The following is a 23467-nucleotide window of genomic DNA, read 5'->3' as shown; positions in this document are numbered from 1 at the left end:
TGTCCGGGGGCCCTCCCAGACGGTGTCTGGGGGAGGGTCTCCCCCGTGCCGTACGCGGCTTTACGAAACGTTGACTCCGAAGTCTAGAGCGATACCCCGGAGGCCCGACGCGTACCCCTGTCCGACGGCTCGGAACTTCCACTCGCCCTGGTACCGGTAGAGCTCGCCGAAGATCATGGCGGTCTCGGTGGAGGCGTCCTCACTCAGGTCGTACCGGGCCAGTTCCTGGCCGTCGGCCTGGTTGACGACGCGGATGAAGGCGTTGGAGACCTGGCCGAAGGTCTGGCCGCGCTCGTCCGCCAGGTGGATGGAGACCGGGAAGACGATCTTCTCGCACCGGGCCGGGACCTTGGCGAGGTCGACCAGGACCGACTCGTCGTCGCCCTCGCCCTCACCGGTGAGGTTGTCCCCGGTGTGCTCCACCGAGCCCTCGGGGCTGGTCAGCTGGTTGTAGAAGACGAAGTACTCGTCGCCCAGGACCCGGTCGGTGCCGTCGCACAGCAGCGCGCTGGCGTCCAGGTCGAAGGGGGCGCCGGTGGTGGAACGCGCGTCCCAGCCGAGCCCGATCAGGACGTTGGTGAGGTTCGGTGCGGCCTTGGAGAGGGAGACGTTGCCTCCCTTGGCGAGCGTGACGCCCATGATGCTGGTCCTCCCCTGGTGGTGCTTGCCTGGTGGTGCCGCGCGTCCGGCGCCGCCCGTCGAACGGTGCGGCGCCGGGGCTGGAGCGGGTCGGTGTCAGACGTTGACGCCGAAGTCCTGGGCGATGCCGCGCAGGCCCGAGGCGTAGCCCTGGCCGATGGCGCGGAACTTCCACTCCGCGCCGTTGCGGTACAGCTCGCCGAAGACCATGGCGGTCTCGGTGGAGGCGTCCTCGCTCAGGTCGTAGCGGGCGATCTCCTGCTGGTTGGCCTGGTTGACGACGCGGATGAAGGCGTTGCGGACCTGACCGAAGGACTGCTGGCGGTTCTCGGCGTCGTAGATGGACACCGGGAAGACGATCCTCTCGACGTCGGCCGGGACACCGGCCAGGTCGACCTTGACCTGTTCGTCGTCGCCCTCGCCCTCACCGGTGAGGTTGTCGCCGGTGTGCTCGACGGACCCGTCGGGGCTCTTGAGGTTGTTGAAGAAGACGAAGTGCTGGTCGCTCGCGACCTTGCCGGAGTTGTTCAGCAGCAGCGCGCTGGCGTCGAGGTCGAAGTCCGTGCCGGTCGTGGTGCGCACGTCCCAGCCCAGACCGACGATGACGGCGGTCAGGCCCGGGGCCTCCTTCGTCAGGGATACGTTGCCGCCCTTGCTGAGGCTGACTCCCACGGGTCCTCCATGTGGTGTTCGGGGGCGGGGGCCCCGTCGTGTCTTCGGATATGGGATCAACGTGCCGATCCTAGTGACGGGTTCCCGCCCACCGCAGACCTTGAGCATGGGAAATCAGCGGTTCGACACCGCCGGACGGCTCAGAGGGCGTCGAGCGCCTCGACGTATTCGCGCAGGTCACGGGCGTCCGGCAGGCCGTTGACCACGGTCCACCGCACGATGCCCTCCTTGTCGATGATGAAGGTGCCCCTAACGGCGCATCCCTTCTCCTCGTCGAGGACGCCGTAGGCGCGCGAGACCTCGCCGTGCGGCCAGAAGTCGCTCAGCAGCGGGTACTCGAAGCCCTCCTGCTCGGCGAAGACGCGCAGGGTGTGGATGGAGTCGTTGGAGACGGCGAGCAGCTGGGTGTCGCGGTCCGAGAACTGCGGCAGGTTGTCGCGCAGCTCGCACAGCTCGCCGGTGCACACGCCGGTGAAGGCGAAGGGATAGAAGAGGAGGACCACGTTCTTCTCGCCGTGGAACTCCGAGAGCCGCACGGTCCGGCCGTGGTTGTCCTTCAGTTCGAAGTCGAGGGCCTTGTCTCCGACCTGGATCGCCATCGTCGTGCATCCCTTCGGTGGGCTGTCGGGGGGAGGGCACAGCAAACGCCGTGGTCCACCCTACGCAGCGATCCCCGGGGGGTACGGACGGGCCGGGCGTTCCCGGCCCGTCCGGTGGTGACGAAGCGGTCACTTCTTGGACTTGGCCGCCTTCGGCGTCGCCAGGCGGCTGCCGCTCCAGTCCTTGCCGACACTGACGCTCTTGGCGGCGGTCAGGCCGGCCGTCGTCGCGGCGTCCTGGATGTCGCTCGGCTCCACGTACCCCGAACGGCCGGTCTTCGGCGTGAGGAGCAGGATGGTGCCGCCCTCTTCGATGTACGTGGTGGCATCCACCAGCGCATCCGTCAGGTCGCCGTCGTCATCACGGAACCACAGCACAACGGCGTCGGCCACGTCGTCGTAGTCCTCGTCCATGAGGTCGCCCTCGATGGCTTCCTCGATGGCCTCGCGGAGCTCCTGATCGACGTCGTCGTCGTAGCCGATCTCCTGGACCACCTGCCCGGGCTGGAACCCCAGCCTGCCGGCAGGGTTCGTCCGCTCCTCCGCGTGGTCCGCGGTCGCGCTCACGGGGTGCCTCCTGATCATGTCTTGGGAATATCTCAGCCACGCGCGTGCGCGAAGCATTGGCCGTAGTCCACACGGGCGGGGCGGATCGCGCAAGTACCCGGCCGTCGGGACCGCCGAAACGGTGACGATCCCGGCCGGGTCGCCGCAACTTCTGGCACCGTATCCCGATTCCACGTAACCCACCTCACACCGATGTGCCCCGTTTGCACGGTTCGGAATCATCCGCAGACACGTCACTCGAACGACTTTGCCAAGCGCGTCACACCCCGGGCGTATCGTTGCGTTTTGACCGGTGCGGATGACGTACACCTCCCCGAGGTACACGATGGGGACGGTGTAGGCAGGCGCAGAACTGGCCCTCTCATAGGTAAGGAACAGCGTGGCTTCCGGATCCGATCGTAATCCGATCATCATTGGCGGCCTTCCGAGTCAGGTTCCTGACTTCGATCCCGAAGAGACCCAGGAGTGGCTCGACTCCCTGGACGCCGCCGTCGACGAGCGCGGCCGGGAGCGGGCCCGCTACCTCATGCTCCGGCTGATCGAGCGCGCGCGCGAGAAGCGCGTGGCCGTGCCCGAGATGCGCAGCACGGACTACGTCAACACCATCCCCACCAAGAGCGAGCCGTTCTTCCCCGGCAACGAGGAGATCGAGCGCCGGATCCTGAACGCGACCCGCTGGAACGCGGCCGTCATGGTGTCCCGCGCCCAGCGCCCGGGCATCGGCGTCGGCGGCCACATCGCCACGTTCGCCTCCTCCGCCTCCCTGTACGACGTCGGCTTCAACCACTTCTTCCGCGGCAAGGACGAGGGCGACGGCGGCGACCAGGTCTTCTTCCAGGGCCACGCCTCCCCCGGCATCTACGCCCGCGCGTACCTGCTCGACCGGCTCACCGAGGAGCAGCTGGACGGCTTCCGCCAGGAGAAGTCCAAGCACCCGGTCGGCCTCTCCAGCTACCCCCACCCGCGCTCCATGCCGGACTTCTGGGAGTTCCCGACGGTCTCCATGGGGCTCGGCCCGCTCGGGGCGATCTACCAGGCGCGGATGAACCGCTACATGGAGGCGCGCGGCATCGCCGACACCTCCCGCTCGCACGTGTGGGCGTTCCTCGGCGACGGCGAGATGGACGAGCCGGAGTCGCTCGGCCAGCTGACCATCGCCGCGCGCGAGGGCCTGGACAACCTGACCTTCGTCGTCAACTGCAACCTCCAGCGTCTCGACGGCCCGGTGCGCGGCAACGGCAAGATCATCCAGGAGCTGGAGTCGGTCTTCCGGGGCGCCGGCTGGAACGTGATCAAGCTGATCTGGGACCGCACCTGGGACCCGCTGCTCGCGCAGGACCGGGACGGCATCCTCGTCAACAAGATGAACCGCACCCCGGACGGGCAGTTCCAGACGTACGCCACCGAGTCCGGCGCCTACATCCGCGACCACTTCTTCGGCGACGACCACCGGCTGCGCGCGATGGTCGAGAACATGACCGACGACCAGATCCTGCACCTGGGCCGGGGCGGCCACGACCACCGCAAGATCTACGCGGCGTTCAAGGCGGCCAAGGAGCACCGGGGCCAGCCGACGGTCATCCTCGCCAAGACGGTCAAGGGCTGGACGCTGGGCCCGAACTTCGAGGGCCGCAACGCCACCCACCAGATGAAGAAGCTGACGGTCGACGACCTCAAGCGCTTCCGGGACCGCCTGCACCTGCCGATCTCCGACAAGGAGCTGGAGTCCGGCCTGCCGCCGTACTACCACCCGGGCCGGGACACGGAGGAGATCGAGTACATGCACGACCGCCGCCGGTCGCTCGGCGGTTACGTCCCCACCCGCGTCGTGCGTTCCCAGCCGCTGCCGCTGCCGGACGACAAGACGTACGCGACGGTGAAGAAGGGCACCGGCCAGCAGTCCATCGCGACGACGATGGCCTTCGTGCGCCTCCTCAAGGACCTCATGCGGGACAAGGAGATCGGCAAGCGGTTCGTGCTGATCGCCCCGGACGAGTACCGTACGTTCGGCATGGACTCGTTCTTCCCGAGTGCGAAGATCTACAATCCGCTCGGCCAGCAGTACGAGGCGGTGGACCGCGAGCTGCTCCTGGCCTACAAGGAGTCGCCGACCGGTCAGATGCTGCACGACGGCATCTCCGAGGCGGGCTGTACGGCGTCGCTGATCGCGGCCGGCTCGGCGTACGCCACGCACGGCGAACCGCTGATCCCGGTCTACGTCTTCTACTCGATGTTCGGTTTCCAGCGCACCGGCGACCAGTTCTGGCAGATGGCCGACCAGCTGGCGCGCGGATTCGTGCTGGGCGCGACCGCCGGTCGTACGACCCTGACCGGTGAGGGTCTCCAGCACGCCGACGGCCACTCGCAGCTGCTCGCCTCGACCAACCCGGCGTGCGTGGCCTACGACCCGGCGTACGCCTACGAGATCGCGCACATCGTGCAGGACGGCCTGCGCCGGATGTACGGCGGCTCGCCCGAGCACCCGCACGGCGAGGACGTCTTCTACTACCTGACCGTCTACAACGAGCCCATCCAGCACCCGGCCGAGCCCGCCGGCGTGGACGTCGAGGGCATCGTGAAGGGCGTTCACCGGATCGCCGAGGGCACCGGCGGCTCCGTCCCGGCGCAGATCATGGCGTCCGGTGTCGCGGTGCCGTGGGCGCTGGAGGCCCAGCGGATCCTCGCCGAGGAGTGGGACGTCAGGGCGGACGTGTGGTCCGCGACCTCCTGGAACGAGCTGCGCCGGGAGGCCGTGGAGTGCGAGCGGCACAACCTGCTGCACCCCGAGGAGGAGCAGCGGGTGCCGTACGTGACGCGCAAGCTGGGCGCGGCGGAGGGGCCGTTCGTCGCCGTGTCCGACTGGATGCGGTCGGTGCCGGATCAGATCGCCCGGTGGGTGCCGGGCACCTACCAGTCCCTCGGCGCGGACGGCTTCGGCTTCGCCGACACCCGGGGGGCCGCGCGCCGCTTCTTCCACATCGACGCCCAGTCGATCGTGCTGGCGGTGCTGACCGAGCTGGCGCGCGAGGGCAAGGTGGACCGGTCCGCGCTGAAGCAGGCCATCGACCGGTACCAGCTGCTGGACGTCTCGGCGGCGGACCCGGGCGCGGCGGGCGGCGACGCGTGACCTGAGCGGTCCCGGACGACGGGAGGGCGGTGGAGTCGACACTCCACCGACCTTACGTTTTCTTTACTATACGTTCATGGAACAACAGTCGGCGCAGGCGCGGTGGGAGCGGCACACCCAGCGGCCGCTGCTGGCGTTCGCGCTCGCCTTCACCGTCGCCTACGCGGTGCCGATCGTGGACGCGTCCGCCGGCCGCTCCCTGACCGCCGCGTGCACGGTGGTGGAGTGGGTGGTCTGGGGCGCGTTCGCCGTCGACTACCTGATGCGGCTGGCGCTCACCTCCCGGCGCCGGGAGTTCGTGCGGCGCCACTGGCCCGACCTGTGCGCGGTGGTCCTGCCGATGCTCCAGCCGCTGCGGCTGCTGCGCCTGGTGTCCACGCTGCTGCTGGTGGGCCGGCGGGCACGGATGGCCCCGCAGATCCGGCTGACCACCTATGTCGTCGGGGCCGTGGTCGGGCTGCTGATGTTCGGCTCGCTGGCGGTGCTCTCCGTGGAGCGGGAGTCGCCGCACGGGAACATCCTGACGCTCGGCGACGCCGTGTGGTGGTCCTTCACGACCATGACGACCGTGGGGTACGGGGACCACGCGCCGACCACGGGGCTCGGCCGGATGATCGCCGTCGGGCTGATGCTGTCCGGCATCGCGCTGCTCGGTGTGGTCACCGCGAACATCGCCGCGTGGTTCATCTCGCGCTTCGAGAAGGACGACGTGGAGGAGCGGCGGCAGACGGAGGCGATCGCCTCCCTGACCGAGGAGGTGCGGCTGCTGCGGGCGGAGGTGGCCCGGCTGGTCGCGGAGCAGCGGCAGCACCGCTGACGCGACGCCGGGCTCCGGCCGCCGGCCCGGCGCGGCGCGGGGCCGCGCCGCCGGTCACAGCAGGCCGGGGCCCCAGGTCGCCGCGCCGGCCAGGGCGATGACGGCGAGCAGTGTGTCGATCGCGCCCAGGATCAGGGCCACCAGCGCCGGCACGTTGCGGTCGTTGGACCAGGTGCGGCCCATCGACTGCCAGCCGCAGAACATCGCGACGGGGCCGAGCACGATGCCCAGTGCGAAGAATCCGGCCACCGCGCAGATGGTTCCGATGATCCCGAGCGTCGCGCGGTCCGGCCCGGTCCGCTGCCACGTCCGGCCGCGGGACCGGGGGTACCCGCGCGTTCCTTGCCCGAAGCCCGCCATCATCAACTCCCTGGGTCGGCTGGACAGTTCGGCTTCGGTGGGCGGGTACCCCGGTTCCGTCCCGGCAGACCCGCGCGCGCCGCCCCCCTCCGGCAGCGCGCGCCGCGGTCCGGTCGTCCCCCCAGCCCTTGCGGAGGACCTGACCCACTGTGACCTGCGGCGCGCGCCGGGAGCGAGCGATCTTCGGCGCGGTCACCCTGATGGGGGAACTCCGTCGGAGAAACGGGTGGGTGAAGGTGGCTCAGATGTGACCCACGCCCGCGCCCGCCTCCGCGTTCGCCCCCCGCTTGGTGAGCAGCGCGACCAGGACGGCGGCCGCCGCCACGCCGGCCGCGACCAGGGAAGCGAGCCCCATGCCGGAGATGAAGGTCTCGTGGGCGACGGAGGTGATCTTGGCGACGAGCGGCTCGGGCATGCCCTTGGTCACCGGGGCCACACCGACCTGCACCGCCTCGGACGCCTGGTCGAGCTGCCCGGGTGTCAGCTTCGGCAGGCCGGCGTCCGCCCAGTTGCCCGGCAGGTCGCTGTCGACCTTGGAGGCCATCACGGCACCGAGCACCGCCGTACCGAGGCTGCTGCCGATCTGCATGGCCGCCTGCTGGAGACCGCCGGCCACGCCGGACAGCTCCATGGGGGCGTTGCCGACGATGACCTCGGTGGCGCCGACCATGACGGGCGCGAGCCCGAGGCCGAGCATGGCGAACCAGAGCGACATCAACGCGCTGCCGGTGTCGACCTCGAGCGAGGACATGCCGTACAGGGCGATCGCGGTGACGGCCATGCCGCCCGCCAGCGGGACGCGCGGGCCGATCCGGGTGATCGCGGCACCGGCCAGCGGGGAACCGACGATCATCATGCCGGTCAGCGGCAGCAGGTGCAGACCGGCGTCGACGGGGCTCATCCCGTGGACGTTCTGGAGGTAGAAGGTCACGAAGAACAGGCCGCCCATGAACGCGATGGCCATCAGCACCATGAGCACCACGCCCGCCGAGAGCGGCACCGAACGGAACAGACGCAGCGGGATCAGCGGCTCCGCGACGCGCGTCTCCCAGAAGGAGAAGAGGGCGAACAGCAGCACGGAGGCGGCGATGAACAGCCAGGTGCGGCCGGCGCCCCAGCCCCACGCCGGGGCCTTGATGAGCGCCCAGACCAGGCAGAACATCGCGCCGGACAGCAGGCCGATGCCGAGGACGTCGAAGGAGCGCGGGGCGTTCTCGGCACGGTGGTCGAGCAGGATCAGGGAGCCGAGAAGCAGGGCGAGGGCGCCGACGGGCACGTTGATGAAGAACACCGACTGCCAGTTGACGTGCTCGACGAGGACGCCGCCGAGGATGGGGCCGCCCGCCGTGGAGGCGCCGATCACCATGCCCCACACGCCGATGGCCATGTTGAGCCGCTCGGCCGGGAAGGTGGCCCGCAGCACGCCGAGCGCGGCCGGCATCAGCAGCGCGCCGAACAGTCCCTGGAACACCCGGAAGGTGACGACCGCGGCGATGCTGCCGGAGAGCCCGATGGCGCCGGAGGCGGCGGCGAAGCCGGTGACCCCGATGAGGAAGGTCTGCCGGTGGCCGAAGCGGTCGCCGAGCTTGCCCGCGGTGATCAGGGTGACCGCGAGGGCGAGGAAGTAGGAGTTGGTGATCCACTGCACGTCTGAGAAGGAGGCGTGCAGGTCGTCGCGGATGGCCGGGTTGGCGATGGCCACGATGGTGCCGTCCAGGGCCACCATCATGACCCCGACGGCGACGGTGATGAGGGTGAGCCACGGGTGGCCACGCAGGCCCGGGGCCGGGGACGGTCCCGACGGAGCGGGCGCCTTGTCCCCCGGTCCTGTCGGGTCGATGGCGGTCTGACTAGTCATATCCTGAGACTAGTGACAGCGACTGACAGTTGACAAACGGAATCACAAGACGGTTACTGACATTCGGCCGCCGGATAGGCTGAGCAGGCCGGACGTGCACGGGAGGGAGGGCCATGGAGACGCTGCGCGAACTCAAGAAGCGGCGCACCCGGGAAGCGCTCCTGCGGGCCGCCCTCGAACTGTTCACCACGCAGGGGTACGAGCAGACGACCGTCGACGAGATCGCCGAGGCCGTCGACGTCTCGCAGCGCACCTTCTTCCGCTACTTCGCCGGCAAGGAGGACGTGGCCTTCGCGGTCACCAGGACGACGGAGGCGGCCTTCGTCGCCGCCGTCCGGGCGCGGCCGCCGCACGAGGCGCCGATGCAGGCCCTGCGGCAGGCCTTCCTGGAGGGCTGGGACGGGATCCGCGACACGGTCGAGGCGGCCGTCCCGGTCGAGCTGTACCTGCGCATGTACCGCACGATCGACTCCACGCCCGCGCTGCTCGCCGCCCACCTGCGCCGGTCGGCGGCGACGGAGGAGACCATCGCCCGCGTGCTGGCCGAGCGGGAGGGCGTCGACGTGGACACCGATCCACGGCCCCGGCTGGCGGTTGCCGTGTTCGGCGGCGTGATCCGCGTCTCCGAACGGCGGTGGTCCGCCGGCGAGGAACTGGGCCTGGAATCGATCCGCACGCTCACCGCGTCCTACCTCGACCAGCTCGGCTCGGCGCTCACCGGGAACTGGCGCGCCGACTGACGCCCCCGGCCGGTGACCGGCGGCACACCCCCGGTGGCGCCCGGCCCCCGCTGAAACGTGCCGGGGCACGTGATCCGCGTCACTCGGTTACCGCGAGACCCTCCCGTTCTCCTAGTGTGTCCTCCCAGTGACTTCCTTCGACTCCTCCCCGAAATTGAACGTCTGGCGTGCCCTGCCCGCGCTCGCCGTGGTGTTCGTGATGCTGGCGACCACCGGCTGGACCGCCATGCGCAGCCACCGGGAGTCGACGGCGCTCCAGGCCTCGCTCTCCGGCTGGGATCACGGCAGCGTCCACGGCCACCGCCTCCCGGACCCCGGGATCGGCCCGGCGCGCCTCGGCCGCTTCTTCGCCTCGCTCACCCCGCGCGAGCGCGACCGCCTCGCCCGCCGCTACCCGCTGGCGGTCGGCAACATGAACGGCGCCCCCGTCGCGCTGCGCTACCGCGCCAACCGCGTCGCGCTGGAGCAGGCCCGCGGGGTGGAGCGCAAGCGGATGCACGACAGCCGGCTCAGCACGGCCGGCCAGCAGGACGCCGGCGAGCGGATGCAGCGCTACACGTCCCTGCTCGACCCCGCCCGGCACATCCTGGCCTTCGACCCCGAGGGCTCGGGCCGGGTCGCCGAGGTGTTCGGCGACCTCGACCGGGCCCGGCGGATCTCGGTCGTCGTCCCCGGCGTCGACACCGACCTGCTCACCTTCCAGCGGACGTACCGCAGGTACAGCGCCCCGGTCGGCATGGCCGAGGCCCTGTACGCGGCCGAGCGGGAGGCGAGCCCCACCACGGGTACGGCGGTGATCGCCTGGGCCGACTACACCGCCCCCGACGGGCTGGGCGTGGACGCGGCCACCGGTCTGCGGGCCGAGGAGGGCGCCGTACGGCTGAACGCGCTGCTGCGCGCGCTGCCCGGCCGGGCCCCGGTGTCGATGTTCTGCCACAGCTACGGCTCGGTCGTCTGCGGGGTCGCCGCGCACGGCATGCCCGGGAGGGTGGCCGACATAGCCGTGGCCGCGAGCCCCGGCATGCGGGTCGCCGAGGCCGGCCACCTCGGCACGACGGCCCGGGTGTGGGCCATGCGGGACGCCACCGACTGGGTGCGGGACGTGCCCTACCTGGAGCTGGGCGGCCTCGGCCACGGCGCCGACCCGGTGTCCGCGGGGTTCGGGGCGCGGGTGCTCTCGGCACGTGACGCGCAGGGCCACAGCGGTTACTTCCAGCCCGGCACGGACAGCCTGCGCAACCTCGCCGACATCGGCGTGGGCGCGTACGACGGGGTGACCTGCGCGCGGGAGAACGACGCGTGCCGGTCCGGTCTGTCCGGCACGACGACGGCCGGACGCGCGTAGAGACAGCAGGAAGTGCGGTCTGCGCGGAGGGCGACGGAGGAGCACGTGCCGCATACGATGAGCCGCATGGGTGACGTACTGGCGGGTTTTCATGCCGTATGGGGGTTCGAGTCCGACTCCGTGCTCATCCGCTACGAACGGGGGATACGGACACCGAAGCTGTTCCAGGCGCTCGGCGAGCGCCGGATACCACTGGCCGCGGTCGAGGAGGTGACCCTCGCCCCCGGCAGACGCGGCACCGTCGTCCTGCGGCTGCGGCCACGCCCCGGCGCCGATCCGCTGATGGAGGCGGCCGACGGCCAGCTGAAGGAGGGCTCCGACCCCTACCGGCTGGTGCTGCCGGCCGAACGGGAGACCCTCGCGGAGTACTACGCCGACGAACTGCGGGGCCTGCTGGCCGGGCCCGGTCCCGCCGACCGGTACCTGGTGGCGGCGCCCGAGGCGCCGCTCCAGTTCAAGGCGTACGACGGGAAGGCGTCCTTCGACGGGACGTCCGTGCAGTTCCGCTGGTCGTGGACGGGAGCGTCCTCGGCGAAGTGGAAGGCCGGCGACCAGAGTTTCCCGGTGACCGGGCTGAGCGGGGTGGAGTGGCGGTCGCCGGAGGTCTTCGAGGGGCACCTGCGGCTGCTGACGCGCGACCAGGACGCCGGCCGGCCCCCGCAGCCGGACCAGGACCCGGCGTCGGTGGTGTTCGGCCTCGGGTACGGCCCGGTGCACGAGTCGCTGCCGTTCGCCGCGGCGGTCCTCGCGGCGGTGCGCTCCCGCGGGCCGACACCGGTGGCGCCGGCCGTGTCCCGGCGCGACCCCGCCGGCGTCGCCGAGCGGATCCGGCACCTCGGGGAGCTGCACCGGGCGGGGCTGATCACCGACGAGGAGTTCTCCGTGAAGAAGGCCGAGCTGCTCGCCGAGCTGTAGCGGTCCGGCGGGCGGGGGCCCGCCTCTTCGCGGCCGGCCCCGTCGGCCGGGTGCGGTCCGCGCCGGGCCGAGCACCCCGTGGCCGGCGCCGTCCGCCGGGTGCGGCCGACACCGGCGCCCGCGTGCCCGCCCGTTCTCCCGCATCCCTCGCCGCCTCCCCGGTCGCCTGCCCGGCGAGGTCCCGGCCGCCTCCGGCCCGGCGCTACTCCCGGCCCGCGGAGGTGAAGGTCATGTCCGGGAACCGGTCGCCGGCCACCTCGGCGGCGAGCGGCTCCAGCCGGGCCAGTTCCGCGTCGGTCAGGGTGATCCGTGTCGCCGCGGCGTTCTCCGCCACCCGCTCCGGACTGCGGGTGCCCGGGATCGGGACCACGGTCAGCCCGTCGACCACCGCCCGCTGCTGGATCCAGGCCAGGGCGATCTGGCCGGGGGTGGCGTCGTGGGCGCCGGCGATCGCGCGGACCGGCGCCAGCAGGGCCGCGTTGGCCGCCGCGTTGTCCCCGTGGTAGCGGGGCATGCGGCGGCGGAAGTCGTCGGCCGTGAGGTCCCGGGCGGCGTCGGCGAAGGCGCCGGTGAGGAAGCCGCGGCCGAGCGGGGAGTACGGCACGAGGGCGACCCCCAGCTCCCGCGCGGCCGGCACCACCCGGGCCTCGATGTCCCGGCTGAACAGGGACCACTCCGACTGCACGGCCGCGACGGGGTGCACGGCGTGCGCGGCGCGCAGCTCACCGGCGGTGACCTCGCTGAGCCCGAGGTGCTTGACCTTGCCCTCCCGGACCAGGTCCGCCATCACGCCGACGGTCTCCTCGATGGGGACCGTCACGTCACGGCGGTGCATGTAGTAGAGGTCGATCACGTCGACGCCGAGCCGCCGCAGGCTCGCCTCGACGGCCTGCCGGATGTAGGGCGGGTCGTTGCGGATGATCCGCTTCGCCGGGTCGTCCGGGTGCTGGGACAGGGCGAACTTGGTGGCGACGACCACCTCGTCCCGGTGGGCCGCGAAGAACGGGGCGAGGAAGCGCTCGTTCTCGCCGGAGCCGTAGAAGTCGGCGGTGTCGTAGAGGGTGACGCCCAGTTCGAGGGCCCGCTCCAGCGTGGCCCGGGCCCGGCCTGCGTCGGTGGGTCCGTAGGCGGCGCTCATGCCCATGCAGCCCAGCCCCTGGACGCCGGTCACCGGGCCCCGCGCGCCGAGCCGTACCGTGGCGATCCCGGCGTCGGCGGTACCGGTGTCGGTGCGGGTCGTACCGGTGTCGGTCATCGGGTGGTCCCTTCCGTGGCGTAGAAACCGATCTTGCGGTCGAGCACGGCGAGCGTGTCCCGCAGTTCGGCGATCCGGCCGAGCACGTCCCGGCGGGTGGCCTCCAGCAGTCCCCGGCGCTCCGCGTACGTGCTCTCGCCCGCGCGCACCAGTTCTGCGTACCGGACCATGTCGGCCACCGGCATGCCGGTCAGCCGCAGCTTGGTCACGAAGTCCAGCCAGTCCAGGTCGCGGTTGGTGTAGCGGCGCTGGCCGGTGTGCGAGCGGTCGACGTGCGGCATCAGCCCGATCCGCTCGTACCAGCGCAGGGTGTGCGCGGTCAGGCCGGTGCGGGCGACGACCTCGCTGATCGTGTAGCGGTCCTGGCCGTCGGGCCGGGGATGGCTCGGGGGCGGGGCGGAACAGATGTCGGCGGGGGTGGCGGGCCCGGCGGCGGCCGGGGTGGTCTGCGTCACCGTCATGACCCCCACGCTATGGCCTTGGAGTGCACTCCAGGCAAGCGGGGCCGGGGAGAAATCCGCGCGACGCGGTCGCGGCCGGATGGCTAGCGTGCGGATCATGAGTTCCGTACGCCGGGCCCGGCCCGAGGACGCCGCCGAAGTGCTGCGACTGCGCCAGCTGATGATCGACTCCCTGTGGGGCGACGGGGATTCGGGTGGGTCCGACTGGCACGCGGAGTCGCTGCCGACGCTGCGGGAGCGGCTCGGCGAGGAGGACGGGGACTTCGCGGCGTTCGTCGTGGACCGCGCCGGGCGGCCGGGGGCGCTGGCCGCACTGGTGGCGGGCACCGTGGAGTACCGCATCGGCAGGGCGGGCAATCCGCGGGGGCGGGTGGGGTACGTCTTCAGCGTCGCGACCGACCCGGACGCCCGCCGCCGGGGGTACGCGCGGGCGTGCATGACCGAGCTGCTGGCCTGGTTCCGGGCCCGGGGCGCCGGGCACGTGCTGCTCAACGCCGCGCCGGAGGCCGAGCCGCTGTACGCCTCCCTCGGCTTCACCCGTGACGCCGACCCGTCGATGCGGCTGCCGCTGTGAGCCGCATAGGCTCGGGCGCATGTCGTTGCAGAGCCTGGCACTGATCGAGAACTGGCCCGTCCCCACCGCCGCGGCGGGTGTCGTACGTGCCGACGGGACCGTCCTCGGGACACACGGCCCCGTCGGGCACCGCTTCCCGCTGGCCTCCGTCACCAAGCCGCTGGCTGCCTACGCGGCGCTCGTGGCGTACGAGGAGGGGGCGGTCGAGCTGGACGAGCCCGCCGGTCCGCCCGGTTCGACGGTCCGTCACCTCCTCGCCCACACCTCCGGGCTGGCCTTCGACGAGCACCGGGTCACCGCCCCGCCCGGGGAGCGGCGCCTGTACTCCAACGCCGGGTTCGAACAGCTCGGCGACCACATCGCCCGGGCGACGGACATCCCGTTCGCCGAGTATCTGCGGCAGGCCGTGCTGGCGCCGCTGGGCATGACGTCCACGTCGCTGGAGGGCTCCCCCGCCAAGGACGGCGTGTCGACGGTGTCGGACCTGCTGCGGTTCGCGGCCGAGGTGCAGGCACCGCGCCTGCTGGACCCGCGCACCGTCGCGGAGGCGATGAGCGTGCAGTACCCGGGGCGCAAGGGCGTCCTACCCGGCTACGGCCACCAGAACCCCAACGACTGGGGGCTGGGCTTCGAGATCCGCGACTCCAAGTCCCCGCACTGGACGGGCGGTTCGTCCTCGCCGCGCACGTTCGGGCACTTCGGCCAGTCCGGCACCTTCCTGTGGATCGACCCGGAGGCCGAGGTGGCGGCGGCCGCCCTGACGGACCGGGCGTTCGGGCCGTGGGCGACCGAGGCGTGGCCGCCGTTCACCGACGCGGTGCTGGCGGAGGTACGCGGCTGACGTCCCGGGCGGGCACGGGGCCGCCCGGCCGGGGCCAGGGTCTGTGCGAGGGCCGGGTCACGGCGCCATCTCCCACACCAGCAGCTCCGCCGCGGTCAGCGCCGTCACCGCCGGGTCCCCGGCGTCCGTGAGGCGGGCCGCGTCGCCCGGCCCCAGCTCCGCGCCGTCCAGCCGCAGCTCCCCGCGCACCACGTGCAGGTACACGTGCGGCGCGGCCGGCACCGCGGTCCGCTCCCCGGGCGACAGGCGCCGTACGTGCAGCACCGCGCCGGCCGCCGGGACCGCGTACGGGGTGGGGTCGGCGATGCCCGTGACGGTCCGGTAGGCGGGCTCGCCGCCCGGCTCCCGGGGGGCCAGCCACATCTGGAGGAAGACCAGCGGGACGGCGCCGTCGTTGCGCTCGGTGTGCCGCACGCCCGTCGCCGCGCTCAGGTGCTGGACGTCCCCGGGGCGGACGGTCGTCCGGTGGCCGGCGGAGTCCCGGTGGGTCAGCTCGCCCTCGATCACCCAGGTGACGATCTCGGTGTGGCTGTGCGGGTGCTCGGCGAAGCCGGCGCCGGGGGCGAGCCGCTCCTCGTTGCACGCGATCAGCGCGCCGAAGCGCAGGTTGTCCGGGTCGTAGTGCGGGCCGAAGGAGAAGGCGTGGCGGGTGTCGGTCCCGGTCCCCGGGTCCCCTCCGCGGTAGCGCTCCGCGGCGCGCCGGACGTCGATCACGGGCACCACCGTAGACCCGGTCCCCGACCCGGCTACGCAGGGGCCCGTCCCGATAAGGCAGTCTTGTCCCCGTGCCCGAACCCGAAACCCACCGCAGCGACCCCGCGGGACACGCCGTCCACGCGCACACCGCGACCCTGAGGCGGCTGGAGAAGTCCTCCGGCAGCCTCGCCGCGCAGGCCATCGCGCGGATGGACGAGACCTTGCCGTGGTACCGGGCCATGCCCCCGGAGAACCGCTCCTGGATCGGGCTCGTCGCCCAGGCGGGCATCGCGGCCTTCACCGAGTGGTTCCGGCGCCCGGACGCCCCGCAGGCGATCTCCACGGACGTCTTCGGGACCGCGCCGCGCGAGCTGACCCGGGCCATCACGCTGCGGCAGACCGTGGAGATGGTGCGCACCACGATCGAGGTGATGGAGAGCGCCATCGACGAGGTGGCGGCGCCCGGCGACGAACGCGTGCTGCGCGAGGCGCTGCTGGTGTACGCCCGCGAGATCGCCTTCGCCACCGCCCAGGTGTACGCCCAGGCCGCCGAGGCACGCGGTGCCTGGGATGCCCGCCTGGAGTCGCTGGTGGTGAACGCCGTGCTCAGCGGGGAGGCCGACGAGGGGGCCGTCAGCCGGGCCGCCGCCCTCGGCTGGAACTCCCCCGAGCACGTGTGCGTGGTGCTCGGGACCGCCCCGGACGGGGACAGCGAGCTGACCGTCGAGGCGATCCGGCGGGCCGCCCGGCACGCCAAGCTCCAGGTGCTGACCGGGGTGCTCGGGGACCGGCTGGTCGTCGTCGCCGGCGGCAGCGACAACCCGCTCGCCGTCGCCAAGTCGCTGATCGGGCCGTACGCGGCCGGACCGGTGGTCGCCGGACCGGTCGTGCCCGACCTGCTGGCCGCGACCCGGTCCGCGCAGGCCGCCGCCGCCGGCCTGAAGGCCTGTTCGGCCTGGCAGGACGCGCCGCGGCCGGTGCTCGCGGACGATCTGCTGCCCGAGCGCGCCATGGCGGGCGATCCCGGCGCGCGCGAGCAACTGGTGGAGGAGATCTACAGACCGCTGGAAGAAGCGGGCTCGGCCCTCCTGGAAACCCTGAGTGTGTACCTGGAGCAGGCGAGCAGCCTGGAAGGCGCGGCGAGAATGCTCTTCGTTCACCCGAACACCGTGCGCTACCGGCTCCGACGTGTGACAGACGTCACCGGCTGGTCACCCTCGGATGTACGATCCGCCTTCACACTGCGGATCGCGCTCATCCTGGGGCGTCTGGCCGACGGTGATGCTCAGGCATAGGGTTTTGTGGGGGCTCCACAAAAGCCCTCCGTGTTCTTCGTCCCTGTCCCCACGGGCGGCCGCGCCCGTCCCCAAGAGAGAGTGTGAGAGTGCTCGTACTCGTCGCTCCCGGCCAGGGCGCCCAGACGCCCGGCTTCCTGACCCCCTGGCTCGACCTCCCCGGTGCCGCGGACCGCGTCGCCGCGTGGTCGGACGCCCTCGGACTGGACCTCGTCCACTACGGCACCCAGGCCGACGCCGACGCCATCCGGGACACCGCGGTGGCCCAGCCGCTGCTGGTGGCCGCCGGCGTCCTGTCCGCCGCGGCACTGGGTGACATGTCCGAGATCGCGCCGGGCGCGGTCGCGGGTCACAGCGTCGGTGAGATCACCGCGGCCGTCTTCGCCGGGGTCCTGGACGACGCGGCCGCCCTCGGTCTCGTCCGCACGCGGGGTCTGGCGATGGCCGACGCCGCCGCGGTCACGGAGACCGGCATGGCGGCCCTGCTGGGCGGCGCCCCCGAGGTCACCCTCCCGCACCTGGAGAAGCTGGGCCTGACCCCGGCGAACATCAACGGCGCGGGCCAGATCGTCGCCGCCGGCACGCTGGAGCAGCTCGCCGCGCTGGCCGAGGACAAGCCGGAGGGGGTCCGCAAGGTCGTCCCGCTGAAGGTCGCCGGCGCCTTCCACACACGTCACATGGCCCCCGCGGTCGAGACGCTGGCCAAGGCCGCGGCGGACCTCACGCCCGCCGAGCCGCGGATCACCTACGTCTCCAACAAGGACGGCCGGACCGTCACGGACGGCGCCGAGGTGCTGGAGCGGCTGGTCGGCCAGGTCGCCAACCCCGTGCGGTGGGACCTGTGCATGGAGACGTTCAAGGAACTCGGCGTGACCGCGCTGATCGAGGTGTGCCCGGGCGGCACGCTGACCGGCCTGGCCAAGCGCGCGCTGCCCGGCGTGGCGACGCTGGCCCTGAAGACCCCCGACGATCTCGACGCGGCCCGCGCTCTGCTCGCAGAGCACGCCGGCGTCTAAGGAGCCGTACATGGCGAAGATCAAGCCCAGCAAGGGCGCCCCGTACGCGCGCATTCTCGGTGTCGGCGGCTACCGTCCGACCCGGGTCGTGCCCAACGAGGTGATCCTCGAGAAGATCGACTCGTCCGACGAGTGGATCCGTTCGCGCTCCGGCATCGAGACCCGGCACTGGGCCGGACCCGACGAGACCGTCGCCACCATGGCGGTCGAGGCCTCCGGCAAGGCCATCGCCGACGCGGGCATCGACGCCGAGCGGATCGGCGCGGTGGTCGTCTCCACCGTCTCGCACTTCAGCCAGACCCCGGCCATCGCCACCGAGATCGCCGACCGGCTCGGCACCGACAAGGCCGCCGCCTTCGACATCTCGGCCGGCTGCGCGGGCTTCGGCTACGGCCTGACGCTCGCCAAGGGCATGGTGGTGGAAGGTTCCGCCGACCACGTGCTGGTGATCGGCGTGGAGCGACTGAGCGACCTCACCGACCTGGAGGACCGGGCGACCGCGTTCCTCTTCGGCGACGGTGCCGGCGCGGTCGTCGTCGGCCCCTCCGACGAGCCGGCCATCGGCCCGACCGTGTGGGGTTCCGAGGGCGACAAGTCCGAGACGATCAAGCAGACCGTGCCGTGGGACCGGTTCCGGCTGGGTGACCTGTCCGCGCTGCCGCTGGACTCCGACGGCAACATCAAGTTCCCTGCGATCACGCAGGAGGGCCAGGCGGTGTTCCGCTGGGCCGTGTTCGAGATGGCGAAGGTCGCCCAGCAGGCGCTGGACGCGGCCGGGATCACCCCGGACGAACTGGACGTCTTCATCCCGCACCAGGCCAACGTGCGGATCATCGACTCGATGGTGAAGACGCTGAAACTGCCGGAGCACGTCATGGTCGCCCGTGACATCCGCACCACCGGCAACACCTCGGCCGCCTCGATCCCGCTCGCGATGGAGCGGCTCCTGGCGACCGGGGAGGCGAAGAGCGGCGACACCGCGCTCGTCATCGGATTCGGGGCGGGTCTCGTCTACGCCGCCACGGTCGTTACCCTCCCCTAGGCACTCCGTGCCGGACCCTGCGGTCCGGAACGGGGACAACTGCCACAAACCGCAACAGCATCGAAGAAGGAGCGCCTGACATGGCCGCCACCCAGGAAGAGATCGTGACCGGTCTCGCCGAGATCGTGAACGAGATCGCCGGGATCCCCACCGAGGACGTCCAGCGGGACAAGTCCTTCACCGACGACCTGGACGTCGACTCGCTGTCCATGGTCGAGGTCGTCGTCGCCGCCGAGGAGCGCTTCGACGTGAAGATCCCGGACGAGGACGTCAAGAACCTCCGGACCGTCGGCGACGCCACCGACTACATCCTCAAGCACCAGGCCTGAGCCACCACGCAGGCAACAGGCCGCTAGGCCCTCTCGTTCGGATCATGCCGGGCTCGCGGGCTGGCACCGCGCCTCGCCGCGTTGTCGTCGGTTGCCATGGCTCCGCCATGACGCCCTCCTCCGCGTTGCGATGCACGGCACCGGACCCCGCTCCCTGATCCGGCCCGATCCGAACGAAAGACCCTAGGCCCCGCCACCCGGCGGTGGCGCCGTCGAATCCCGTATCCGTTGGAGAAAGAATTCCCGTGAGCCCGACCAATCGCACCGTGGTCGTCACCGGTATCGGCGCAACCACACCGCTGGGTGGCGACGCAGCCTCGACCTGGGAGGCCCTCCTCGCCGGCACGTCCGGCGTCAGCCCCCTGGAGCAGGAGTGGGCGGCCCAGCTGCCCGTCAGGATCGCCGCGCAGATCGCCGTCGAGCCGGGCGAGATCATCCCCCGCCCGCAGGCCCGCAAGCTGGACCGGTCCGCGCAGTTCGCGCTGATCGCCGCTCAGGAGGCCTGGAAGGACGCCGGCTTCACCGCCAGGGCCGGCGAGGACGCGTCCGTCGACCCCGACCGCCTCGGTGCGGTCATCGCCTCCGGCATCGGCGGTGTGACGACCCTCCTGGACCAGTACGACGTCCTGCGGGAGAGGGGCGTCCGCCGCGTCTCCCCGCACACCGTGCCCATGCTGATGCCCAACTCCCCGGCGGCCAACGTCGGGATCGAGCTGGGCGCCCGCGCCGGCGTGCACACCCCCGTCTCGGCCTGCGCCTCGGGCGCGGAGGCCATCGGGTACGCGATCGAGATGATCCGCACCGGGCGCGCGGACGTCGTCGTCGCCGGTGGCACCGAGGCCGCCATCCACCCGCTTCCCATCGCCGCGTTCGGCAACATGATGGCGATGTCCAAGAACAACGACGACCCCACGGGCGCGTCCCGGCCGTACGACGCGGGCCGCGACGGCTTCGTGCTCGGCGAGGGCGCCGGTGTGATCGTCCTGGAGTCCGAGGAGCACGCGAAGGCTCGCGGCGCCCGGGTCTACGCCGAGGCCCTCGGCCAGGGCATCTCCGCCGACGCCCACCACATCACGCAGCCGGAGCCGTCCGGCAACGGCATCGCGCACGCGCTCCAGAACCTGATGGACAGCACGGACCTGAAGCCGGCCGAGATCGTGCACGTCAACGCGCACGCCACGTCGACCCCGCAGGGCGACGTCGCCGAGATCAAGGCGCTGCGGAAGGTGTTCGGCGACGACGTCGACCACATGGCGATCTCCGCGACCAAGTCGATGACCGGTCACCTGCTCGGCGGCGCCGGCGGTGTCGAGACCGTCGCGTCGATCCTGGCGCTGGTGAACCGCGCGGCCCCGCCGACCATCAACGTGGACAACCTCGACCCCGAGGTCAACGCGGACGTGGTGACGGGCGCGCCGCGGGCGCTGCCCGCGGGCCGGATCGCCGCGCTGAACGACTCGTTCGGGTTCGGCGGGCACAACGTGGTCCTGGCGTTCAGGACCCTCTGAGCGGACACACGGCGAATGGGGCCCCCACCGGTGGTGGGGGCCCCTTCGCCGTGTCCGTGGTCCGCGCGGCTCACACCACCTGGTGCAGCCAGCGCACCGGCGCGCCCTCCCCGGCGTGGCGGAACGGCTCCAGCTCGTCGTCCCACGGCTTGCCCAGCAGCCGGGACAGTTCGGCCTCCAGGTCCGTCTCGCCCCGCCGGCTGCGCAGCAGGGCCGCGCGGAGCCGGTCCTCGGGGATGAGGATGTCGCCGTGTATGCCGGTGACGGCGTGGAAGATGCCGAGGTCGGGGGTGCAGCTGTAGCGCTCGCCCTCGGCGGTGGGGCAGGGCTCGGCGGTCACCTCGAAACGCAGCAGATGCCAGCCGCGCAGCGCGGAGGCGAGTTGGGAGGCGGCGCCGGCCTCGCCCTGCCAGGAGAACTCCGAGCGCCAGGTGCCGGGGGCGGCGGGCTGCCGGATCCAGTCGAGGCTGACGCGCGTGCCGAGCACCCCGGCGACGGCCCACTCGACATGCGGGCACAGCGCGCGCGGCGCGGAGTGCACGTACAGGACTCCACGTGTCGTCACCGGAACCTCCGGGCAGAGCGGGACATGGTGCGGACTGGCTGGGCGGCCGTGGCACGACGGCCGCGTTGATGGCGAGGCTACCCTGCGGCGGGGCGGGGAGTGTGACGTACCGTCGGTCCCGGGGCCGGGAAAACACCGCCATTCACCCAGGGGGACGCTTGTGCGGGGGTGTCCCGTTCCCGGGGGAGCCCGGACGGGAACCCCCGCACGTTGTCAGAGGGGGGAGTCCGACCGTCGAGCGAGGGGAACACCAGGATGCGCAAGCGAAGCCGCCGTGTGCGGACGGTGCTCGCCGCCGTGGCGGCCGTCGTGCTGGGCGCCGCCGGATGTGACGGTGGGAGCCCGGCCGCGCCGGGCACGGGCGCGCACACGGCACGGCCCCCGGTGTGGGACCGCAGCCCGGACTCGATCGCCGCGGTGGGTGACTCCATCACACGCGGGTTCGACGCGTGCGCGGTGCTGTCGGACTGCCCGGAGGTGTCCTGGGCGACGGGCGGTGACGCTCGGGTGGACAGCCTGGCGGTGCGGCTGCTGGGCGTGCCGGGGGCGGCGGAGCGCAGCTGGAACTACGCGGTGACGGGCGCCCGGATGGCGGACCTGCCGGGGCAGATGGCGCGGGCGGCGCGGCGCCGGCCGCAGCTGGTGACGGTGATGGCCGGCGCGAACGACGCCTGCCGGTCGTCGGCGTCGGCGATGACGCCGGTGGCCGACTTCCGCGCGGACTTCGAGGAAGCGCTGCGCACGCTGCGTTCGGCGCTGCCGAGGACGCAGGTGTACGTGGCGAGCGTGCCCGACCTGAAGCGGCTGTGGTCCCAGGGCCGGACCAACGCGCTGGGCAAGGAGGTGTGGAAGCTCGGCATCTGCCCGTCGATGCTGGCCGACGCGGACGACATGACCGGCTCGGCGATGCTGCGGCGGGACAGCGTGCAGCGGCGGGTGGTGGCGTACAACGCGGTGCTGCGGGAGGTGTGCGCCCGGGACCGGCGCTGCCGGTTCGACGACGACGCGGTCTACGACTACCGCTTCGGCACGGACCAGCTCAGTCAGTGGGACTGGTTCCATCCCAGCACGGACGGCCAGGCGAGGCTGGCGGAGATCGCGTACCGCAGGATCACGGCGAGCCACCCGTGACCTAGGGTTCGCACATGAACGAACTTTTCGGCACACTTCCCGACGGCGGTCCGGTGCGGCGATGGACGCTGGAGCGCGCCGGGGTGCGGGTCCGGGTGCTGTCGTACGGCGGGATCGTGCAGTCGGTGGAGGTCCCGGACGGGGCCGGGCGGACCACCGACGTGGTGCTCGGGTTCCCGTCCCTGGACGGCTACCTGGCGCACCCGGAGCCGTACCTGGGCGCGGTCGTCGGCCGGTACGCCAACCGGATCGCGGGCGGCCGGTTCCCGCTGGACGGCCGGACGTACGCCCTGACGCCGAACGAGGGCGCCAACTCGCTCCACGGCGGCGTGCGCGGCTTCGACAAGCGGGTGTGGGAGGGGACGCCGACCGCGCACGGGGTGCGCCTGAGCCGGGTCAGCCCGCACGGCGAGGAGGGCTTCCCCGGCCGCCTGGAGATCGGGGTGACGTACACGCTGACGGAGACCGGCGCGCTGCGCATCGTCTACGAGGCGGTCACCGACGCGCCGACGGTCCTCAGCCCGACGAACCACACGTACTGGAACCTGAGCGGTTCCGGTCGGGCGGGCGGGCACGAGCTGCGGCTGGCCGCGTCCCGGTACACACCGGTGGACGCGGACCTGATCCCCACCGGCGCCCTGGCGGACGTCACCGGCTCCCGCTTCGACTTCCGCACGGCCCGCGCGGTGGGCAGCGGCCTCGACGTCAACCTCGTGCTGGACAAGGGGGTGAGCGGGACGGCCGAGGAGGTGGCCGAGCTGTACGACCCCGCGTCCGGCCGGGTCCTGACGGTGGCGACCACCGAGCCGGGCGTCCAGCTGTACACCGCCGACCACCTGTCCGACCCGTTCGCGCCGGGCGCCGCGGTCGCCCTGGAGACCCAGCACTTCCCGGACTCCCCCAACCACCCGGCCTTCCCCACCACGGTCCTCCGACCCGGCGAGTCCTTCCGCTCCGAGACTGTGTACGGGTTCGGCGCCAGGAACCGGACCACGTCCGACGCCTGACGCTCAGCCACCCGGCCACGCGAACGAGGCCGGCGCCCGCCGACGCGCCGGGATCGCCGGCGGTGAGGCTCACCGGTGCCGCCCGCGCCGCGCCGGGATCGCACAGCC

The 23467-nt window shown here is 72.2% G+C and carries 24 protein-coding genes; 14 read left to right on the top strand and 10 right to left on the bottom strand.

The window, feature by feature from the left end:
* Positions 1-60 precede the first annotated feature (60 nt).
* From ACIQVT_RS06900 to ACIQVT_RS06885, 4 genes are all read right to left on the bottom strand, one after another.
* On the bottom strand, positions 61-639 hold the full coding sequence (locus ACIQVT_RS06900) for a TerD family protein (RefSeq protein ID WP_403748692.1): 579 nt from the start codon (positions 637-639) through the stop codon (positions 61-63).
* A 96-nt stretch (positions 640-735) separates the two neighbouring features.
* On the bottom strand, positions 736-1311 hold the full coding sequence (locus ACIQVT_RS06895; RefSeq protein ID WP_403748689.1) for a TerD family protein: 576 nt from the start codon (positions 1309-1311) through the stop codon (positions 736-738).
* Positions 1312-1451: 140 nt separating this feature from the next.
* A complete protein-coding gene (locus ACIQVT_RS06890) occupies positions 1452-1910 on the bottom strand; it encodes a peroxiredoxin (RefSeq protein ID WP_403748687.1) in 459 nt (152 codons plus the stop codon).
* A 129-nt stretch (positions 1911-2039) separates the two neighbouring features.
* Entirely contained in the window at positions 2040-2477 is a 438-nt protein-coding gene (locus ACIQVT_RS06885; protein ID WP_403748685.1) for a DUF3052 domain-containing protein, read from the bottom strand.
* Between the two features lie 379 nt (positions 2478-2856).
* Between ACIQVT_RS06885 and aceE the strand changes: the two genes are divergently transcribed.
* Both aceE and ACIQVT_RS06875 read left to right on the top strand, forming a co-directional pair.
* Positions 2857-5604, top strand: coding sequence for a pyruvate dehydrogenase (acetyl-transferring), homodimeric type (gene aceE / locus ACIQVT_RS06880; protein WP_403748683.1), 2748 nt, complete (start codon positions 2857-2859; stop codon positions 5602-5604).
* Positions 5605-5680: 76 nt separating this feature from the next.
* Positions 5681-6421 carry a potassium channel family protein gene (locus ACIQVT_RS06875; protein WP_403748681.1) on the top strand — a complete coding sequence of 247 codons (741 nt, stop codon included), beginning with the start codon at positions 5681-5683 and terminating at the stop codon, positions 6419-6421.
* 54 nt (positions 6422-6475) lie between these two features.
* On the opposite strand, the gene ACIQVT_RS06870 is transcribed toward ACIQVT_RS06875, so the two are convergent.
* Complete coding sequence (locus tag ACIQVT_RS06870) at positions 6476-6781, bottom strand: small hydrophobic protein (RefSeq protein ID WP_403748679.1); 306 nt, start codon at positions 6779-6781, stop codon at positions 6476-6478.
* A 241-nt stretch (positions 6782-7022) separates the two neighbouring features.
* On the bottom strand, positions 7023-8639 hold the full coding sequence (locus ACIQVT_RS06865; RefSeq protein WP_403748677.1) for an MFS transporter: 1617 nt from the start codon (positions 8637-8639) through the stop codon (positions 7023-7025).
* Positions 8640-8752: 113 nt separating this feature from the next.
* Between ACIQVT_RS06865 and ACIQVT_RS06860 the strand changes: the two genes are divergently transcribed.
* The 3 genes from ACIQVT_RS06860 (at position 8753) to ACIQVT_RS06850 (ending at position 11639) form a co-directional block, all read left to right on the top strand.
* A complete protein-coding gene (locus ACIQVT_RS06860; RefSeq protein ID WP_403748674.1) occupies positions 8753-9379 on the top strand; it encodes a TetR family transcriptional regulator in 627 nt (208 codons plus the stop codon).
* Positions 9380-9506: 127 nt separating this feature from the next.
* Positions 9507-10724 carry an alpha/beta hydrolase gene (locus tag ACIQVT_RS06855; RefSeq protein ID WP_403748671.1) on the top strand — a complete coding sequence of 406 codons (1218 nt, stop codon included), beginning with the start codon at positions 9507-9509 and terminating at the stop codon, positions 10722-10724.
* A 66-nt stretch (positions 10725-10790) separates the two neighbouring features.
* Positions 10791-11639 carry a DUF4429 domain-containing protein gene (locus ACIQVT_RS06850; protein WP_403748669.1) on the top strand — a complete coding sequence of 283 codons (849 nt, stop codon included), beginning with the start codon at positions 10791-10793 and terminating at the stop codon, positions 11637-11639.
* Between the two features lie 202 nt (positions 11640-11841).
* Here ACIQVT_RS06850 and ACIQVT_RS06845 read toward each other — a convergent pair whose 3' ends face one another.
* Together ACIQVT_RS06845 and ACIQVT_RS06840 are read right to left on the bottom strand one after the other, a co-directional pair.
* Complete coding sequence (locus ACIQVT_RS06845) at positions 11842-12894, bottom strand: aldo/keto reductase (protein WP_403748667.1); 1053 nt, start codon at positions 12892-12894, stop codon at positions 11842-11844.
* Positions 12891-13355, bottom strand: coding sequence for a MerR family transcriptional regulator (locus ACIQVT_RS06840; RefSeq protein ID WP_403748665.1), 465 nt, complete (start codon positions 13353-13355; stop codon positions 12891-12893). Before ACIQVT_RS06840 ends, ACIQVT_RS06845 begins: the two co-directional genes overlap by 4 nt.
* A gap of 97 nt (positions 13356-13452) precedes the next feature.
* On the opposite strand from ACIQVT_RS06840, the gene ACIQVT_RS06835 reads away from it, so the two are divergent.
* Positions 13453-13929, top strand: a complete 477-nt coding sequence (locus ACIQVT_RS06835; protein ID WP_403748663.1) for a GNAT family N-acetyltransferase — start codon at positions 13453-13455, stop codon at positions 13927-13929.
* A gap of 19 nt (positions 13930-13948) precedes the next feature.
* Positions 13949-14770, top strand: a complete 822-nt coding sequence (locus ACIQVT_RS06830) for a serine hydrolase domain-containing protein (RefSeq protein ID WP_403748661.1) — start codon at positions 13949-13951, stop codon at positions 14768-14770.
* A 57-nt stretch (positions 14771-14827) separates the two neighbouring features.
* Here ACIQVT_RS06830 and ACIQVT_RS06825 read toward each other — a convergent pair whose 3' ends face one another.
* Positions 14828-15484 (bottom strand): pirin family protein, encoded by a 657-nt coding sequence (locus ACIQVT_RS06825; protein ID WP_403748659.1) that lies wholly within the window; start codon positions 15482-15484, stop codon positions 14828-14830.
* 71 nt (positions 15485-15555) lie between these two features.
* Between ACIQVT_RS06825 and ACIQVT_RS06820 the strand changes: the two genes are divergently transcribed.
* From ACIQVT_RS06820 to fabF, 5 genes are all read left to right on the top strand, one after another.
* On the top strand, positions 15556-16761 hold the full coding sequence (locus tag ACIQVT_RS06820) for a PucR family transcriptional regulator (protein ID WP_403748657.1): 1206 nt from the start codon (positions 15556-15558) through the stop codon (positions 16759-16761).
* 89 nt (positions 16762-16850) lie between these two features.
* Positions 16851-17777, top strand: a complete 927-nt coding sequence (locus ACIQVT_RS06815; RefSeq protein ID WP_403748655.1) for an ACP S-malonyltransferase — start codon at positions 16851-16853, stop codon at positions 17775-17777.
* Between the two features lie 10 nt (positions 17778-17787).
* Complete coding sequence (locus ACIQVT_RS06810) at positions 17788-18819, top strand: ketoacyl-ACP synthase III (protein WP_403748653.1); 1032 nt, start codon at positions 17788-17790, stop codon at positions 18817-18819.
* Between the two features lie 80 nt (positions 18820-18899).
* Positions 18900-19148, top strand: coding sequence for an acyl carrier protein (locus ACIQVT_RS06805; protein WP_356816124.1), 249 nt, complete (start codon positions 18900-18902; stop codon positions 19146-19148).
* 245 nt (positions 19149-19393) lie between these two features.
* Positions 19394-20656 (top strand): beta-ketoacyl-ACP synthase II, encoded by a 1263-nt coding sequence (fabF, locus tag ACIQVT_RS06800; protein ID WP_403748650.1) that lies wholly within the window; start codon positions 19394-19396, stop codon positions 20654-20656.
* Positions 20657-20726: 70 nt separating this feature from the next.
* Here the strand turns inward: fabF and ACIQVT_RS06795 are convergent, their stop codons facing one another.
* Positions 20727-21221 carry a DUF3145 domain-containing protein gene (locus ACIQVT_RS06795; RefSeq protein WP_403748648.1) on the bottom strand — a complete coding sequence of 165 codons (495 nt, stop codon included), beginning with the start codon at positions 21219-21221 and terminating at the stop codon, positions 20727-20729.
* Between the two features lie 255 nt (positions 21222-21476).
* Between ACIQVT_RS06795 and ACIQVT_RS06790 the strand changes: the two genes are divergently transcribed.
* A complete protein-coding gene (locus ACIQVT_RS06790) occupies positions 21477-22352 on the top strand; it encodes an SGNH/GDSL hydrolase family protein (RefSeq protein ID WP_403748645.1) in 876 nt (291 codons plus the stop codon).
* Positions 22353-22366: 14 nt separating this feature from the next.
* Entirely contained in the window at positions 22367-23359 is a 993-nt protein-coding gene (locus ACIQVT_RS06785) for an aldose epimerase family protein (protein WP_403748642.1), read from the top strand.
* The last annotated feature ends 108 nt before the right edge of the window (positions 23360-23467 follow it).

Source organism: Streptomyces sp. NPDC100445 (assembly GCF_044759735.1).
In the GTDB taxonomy this organism is placed as follows: domain Bacteria; phylum Actinomycetota; class Actinomycetes; order Streptomycetales; family Streptomycetaceae; genus Streptomyces.
This window is presented reverse-complemented; position numbering and strand designations above follow the sequence as displayed.

Bases quoted from the DNA above. Each gene is read 5' to 3' on its own strand.
- ACIQVT_RS06900 (WP_403748692.1), bottom strand. From the start codon at position 639: ATGGGCGTCACGCTCGCCAAGGGAGGCAACGTCTCCCTCTCCAAGGCC.
- ACIQVT_RS06890 (WP_403748687.1), bottom strand. From the start codon at position 1,910: ATGGCGATCCAGGTCGGAGACAAGGCCCTCGACTTCGAACTGAAGGAC.
- ACIQVT_RS06875 (WP_403748681.1), top strand. From the start codon at position 5,681: ATGGAACAACAGTCGGCGCAGGCGCGGTGGGAGCGGCACACCCAGCGG.
- ACIQVT_RS06870 (WP_403748679.1), bottom strand. From the start codon at position 6,781: ATGGCGGGCTTCGGGCAAGGAACGCGCGGGTACCCCCGGTCCCGCGGC.
- ACIQVT_RS06865 (WP_403748677.1), bottom strand. From the start codon at position 8,639: ATGACTAGTCAGACCGCCATCGACCCGACAGGACCGGGGGACAAGGCG.
- ACIQVT_RS06860 (WP_403748674.1), top strand. From the start codon at position 8,753: ATGGAGACGCTGCGCGAACTCAAGAAGCGGCGCACCCGGGAAGCGCTC.
- ACIQVT_RS06850 (WP_403748669.1), top strand. From the start codon at position 10,791: ATGGGTGACGTACTGGCGGGTTTTCATGCCGTATGGGGGTTCGAGTCC.
- ACIQVT_RS06845 (WP_403748667.1), bottom strand. From the start codon at position 12,894: ATGACCGACACCGGTACGACCCGCACCGACACCGGTACCGCCGACGCC.
- ACIQVT_RS06840 (WP_403748665.1), bottom strand. From the start codon at position 13,355: ATGACGGTGACGCAGACCACCCCGGCCGCCGCCGGGCCCGCCACCCCC.
- ACIQVT_RS06835 (WP_403748663.1), top strand. From the start codon at position 13,453: ATGAGTTCCGTACGCCGGGCCCGGCCCGAGGACGCCGCCGAAGTGCTG.
- ACIQVT_RS06830 (WP_403748661.1), top strand. From the start codon at position 13,949: ATGTCGTTGCAGAGCCTGGCACTGATCGAGAACTGGCCCGTCCCCACC.
- ACIQVT_RS06810 (WP_403748653.1), top strand. From the start codon at position 17,788: ATGGCGAAGATCAAGCCCAGCAAGGGCGCCCCGTACGCGCGCATTCTC.
- ACIQVT_RS06805 (WP_356816124.1), top strand. From the start codon at position 18,900: ATGGCCGCCACCCAGGAAGAGATCGTGACCGGTCTCGCCGAGATCGTG.
- ACIQVT_RS06790 (WP_403748645.1), top strand. From the start codon at position 21,477: ATGCGCAAGCGAAGCCGCCGTGTGCGGACGGTGCTCGCCGCCGTGGCG.
- ACIQVT_RS06785 (WP_403748642.1), top strand. From the start codon at position 22,367: ATGAACGAACTTTTCGGCACACTTCCCGACGGCGGTCCGGTGCGGCGA.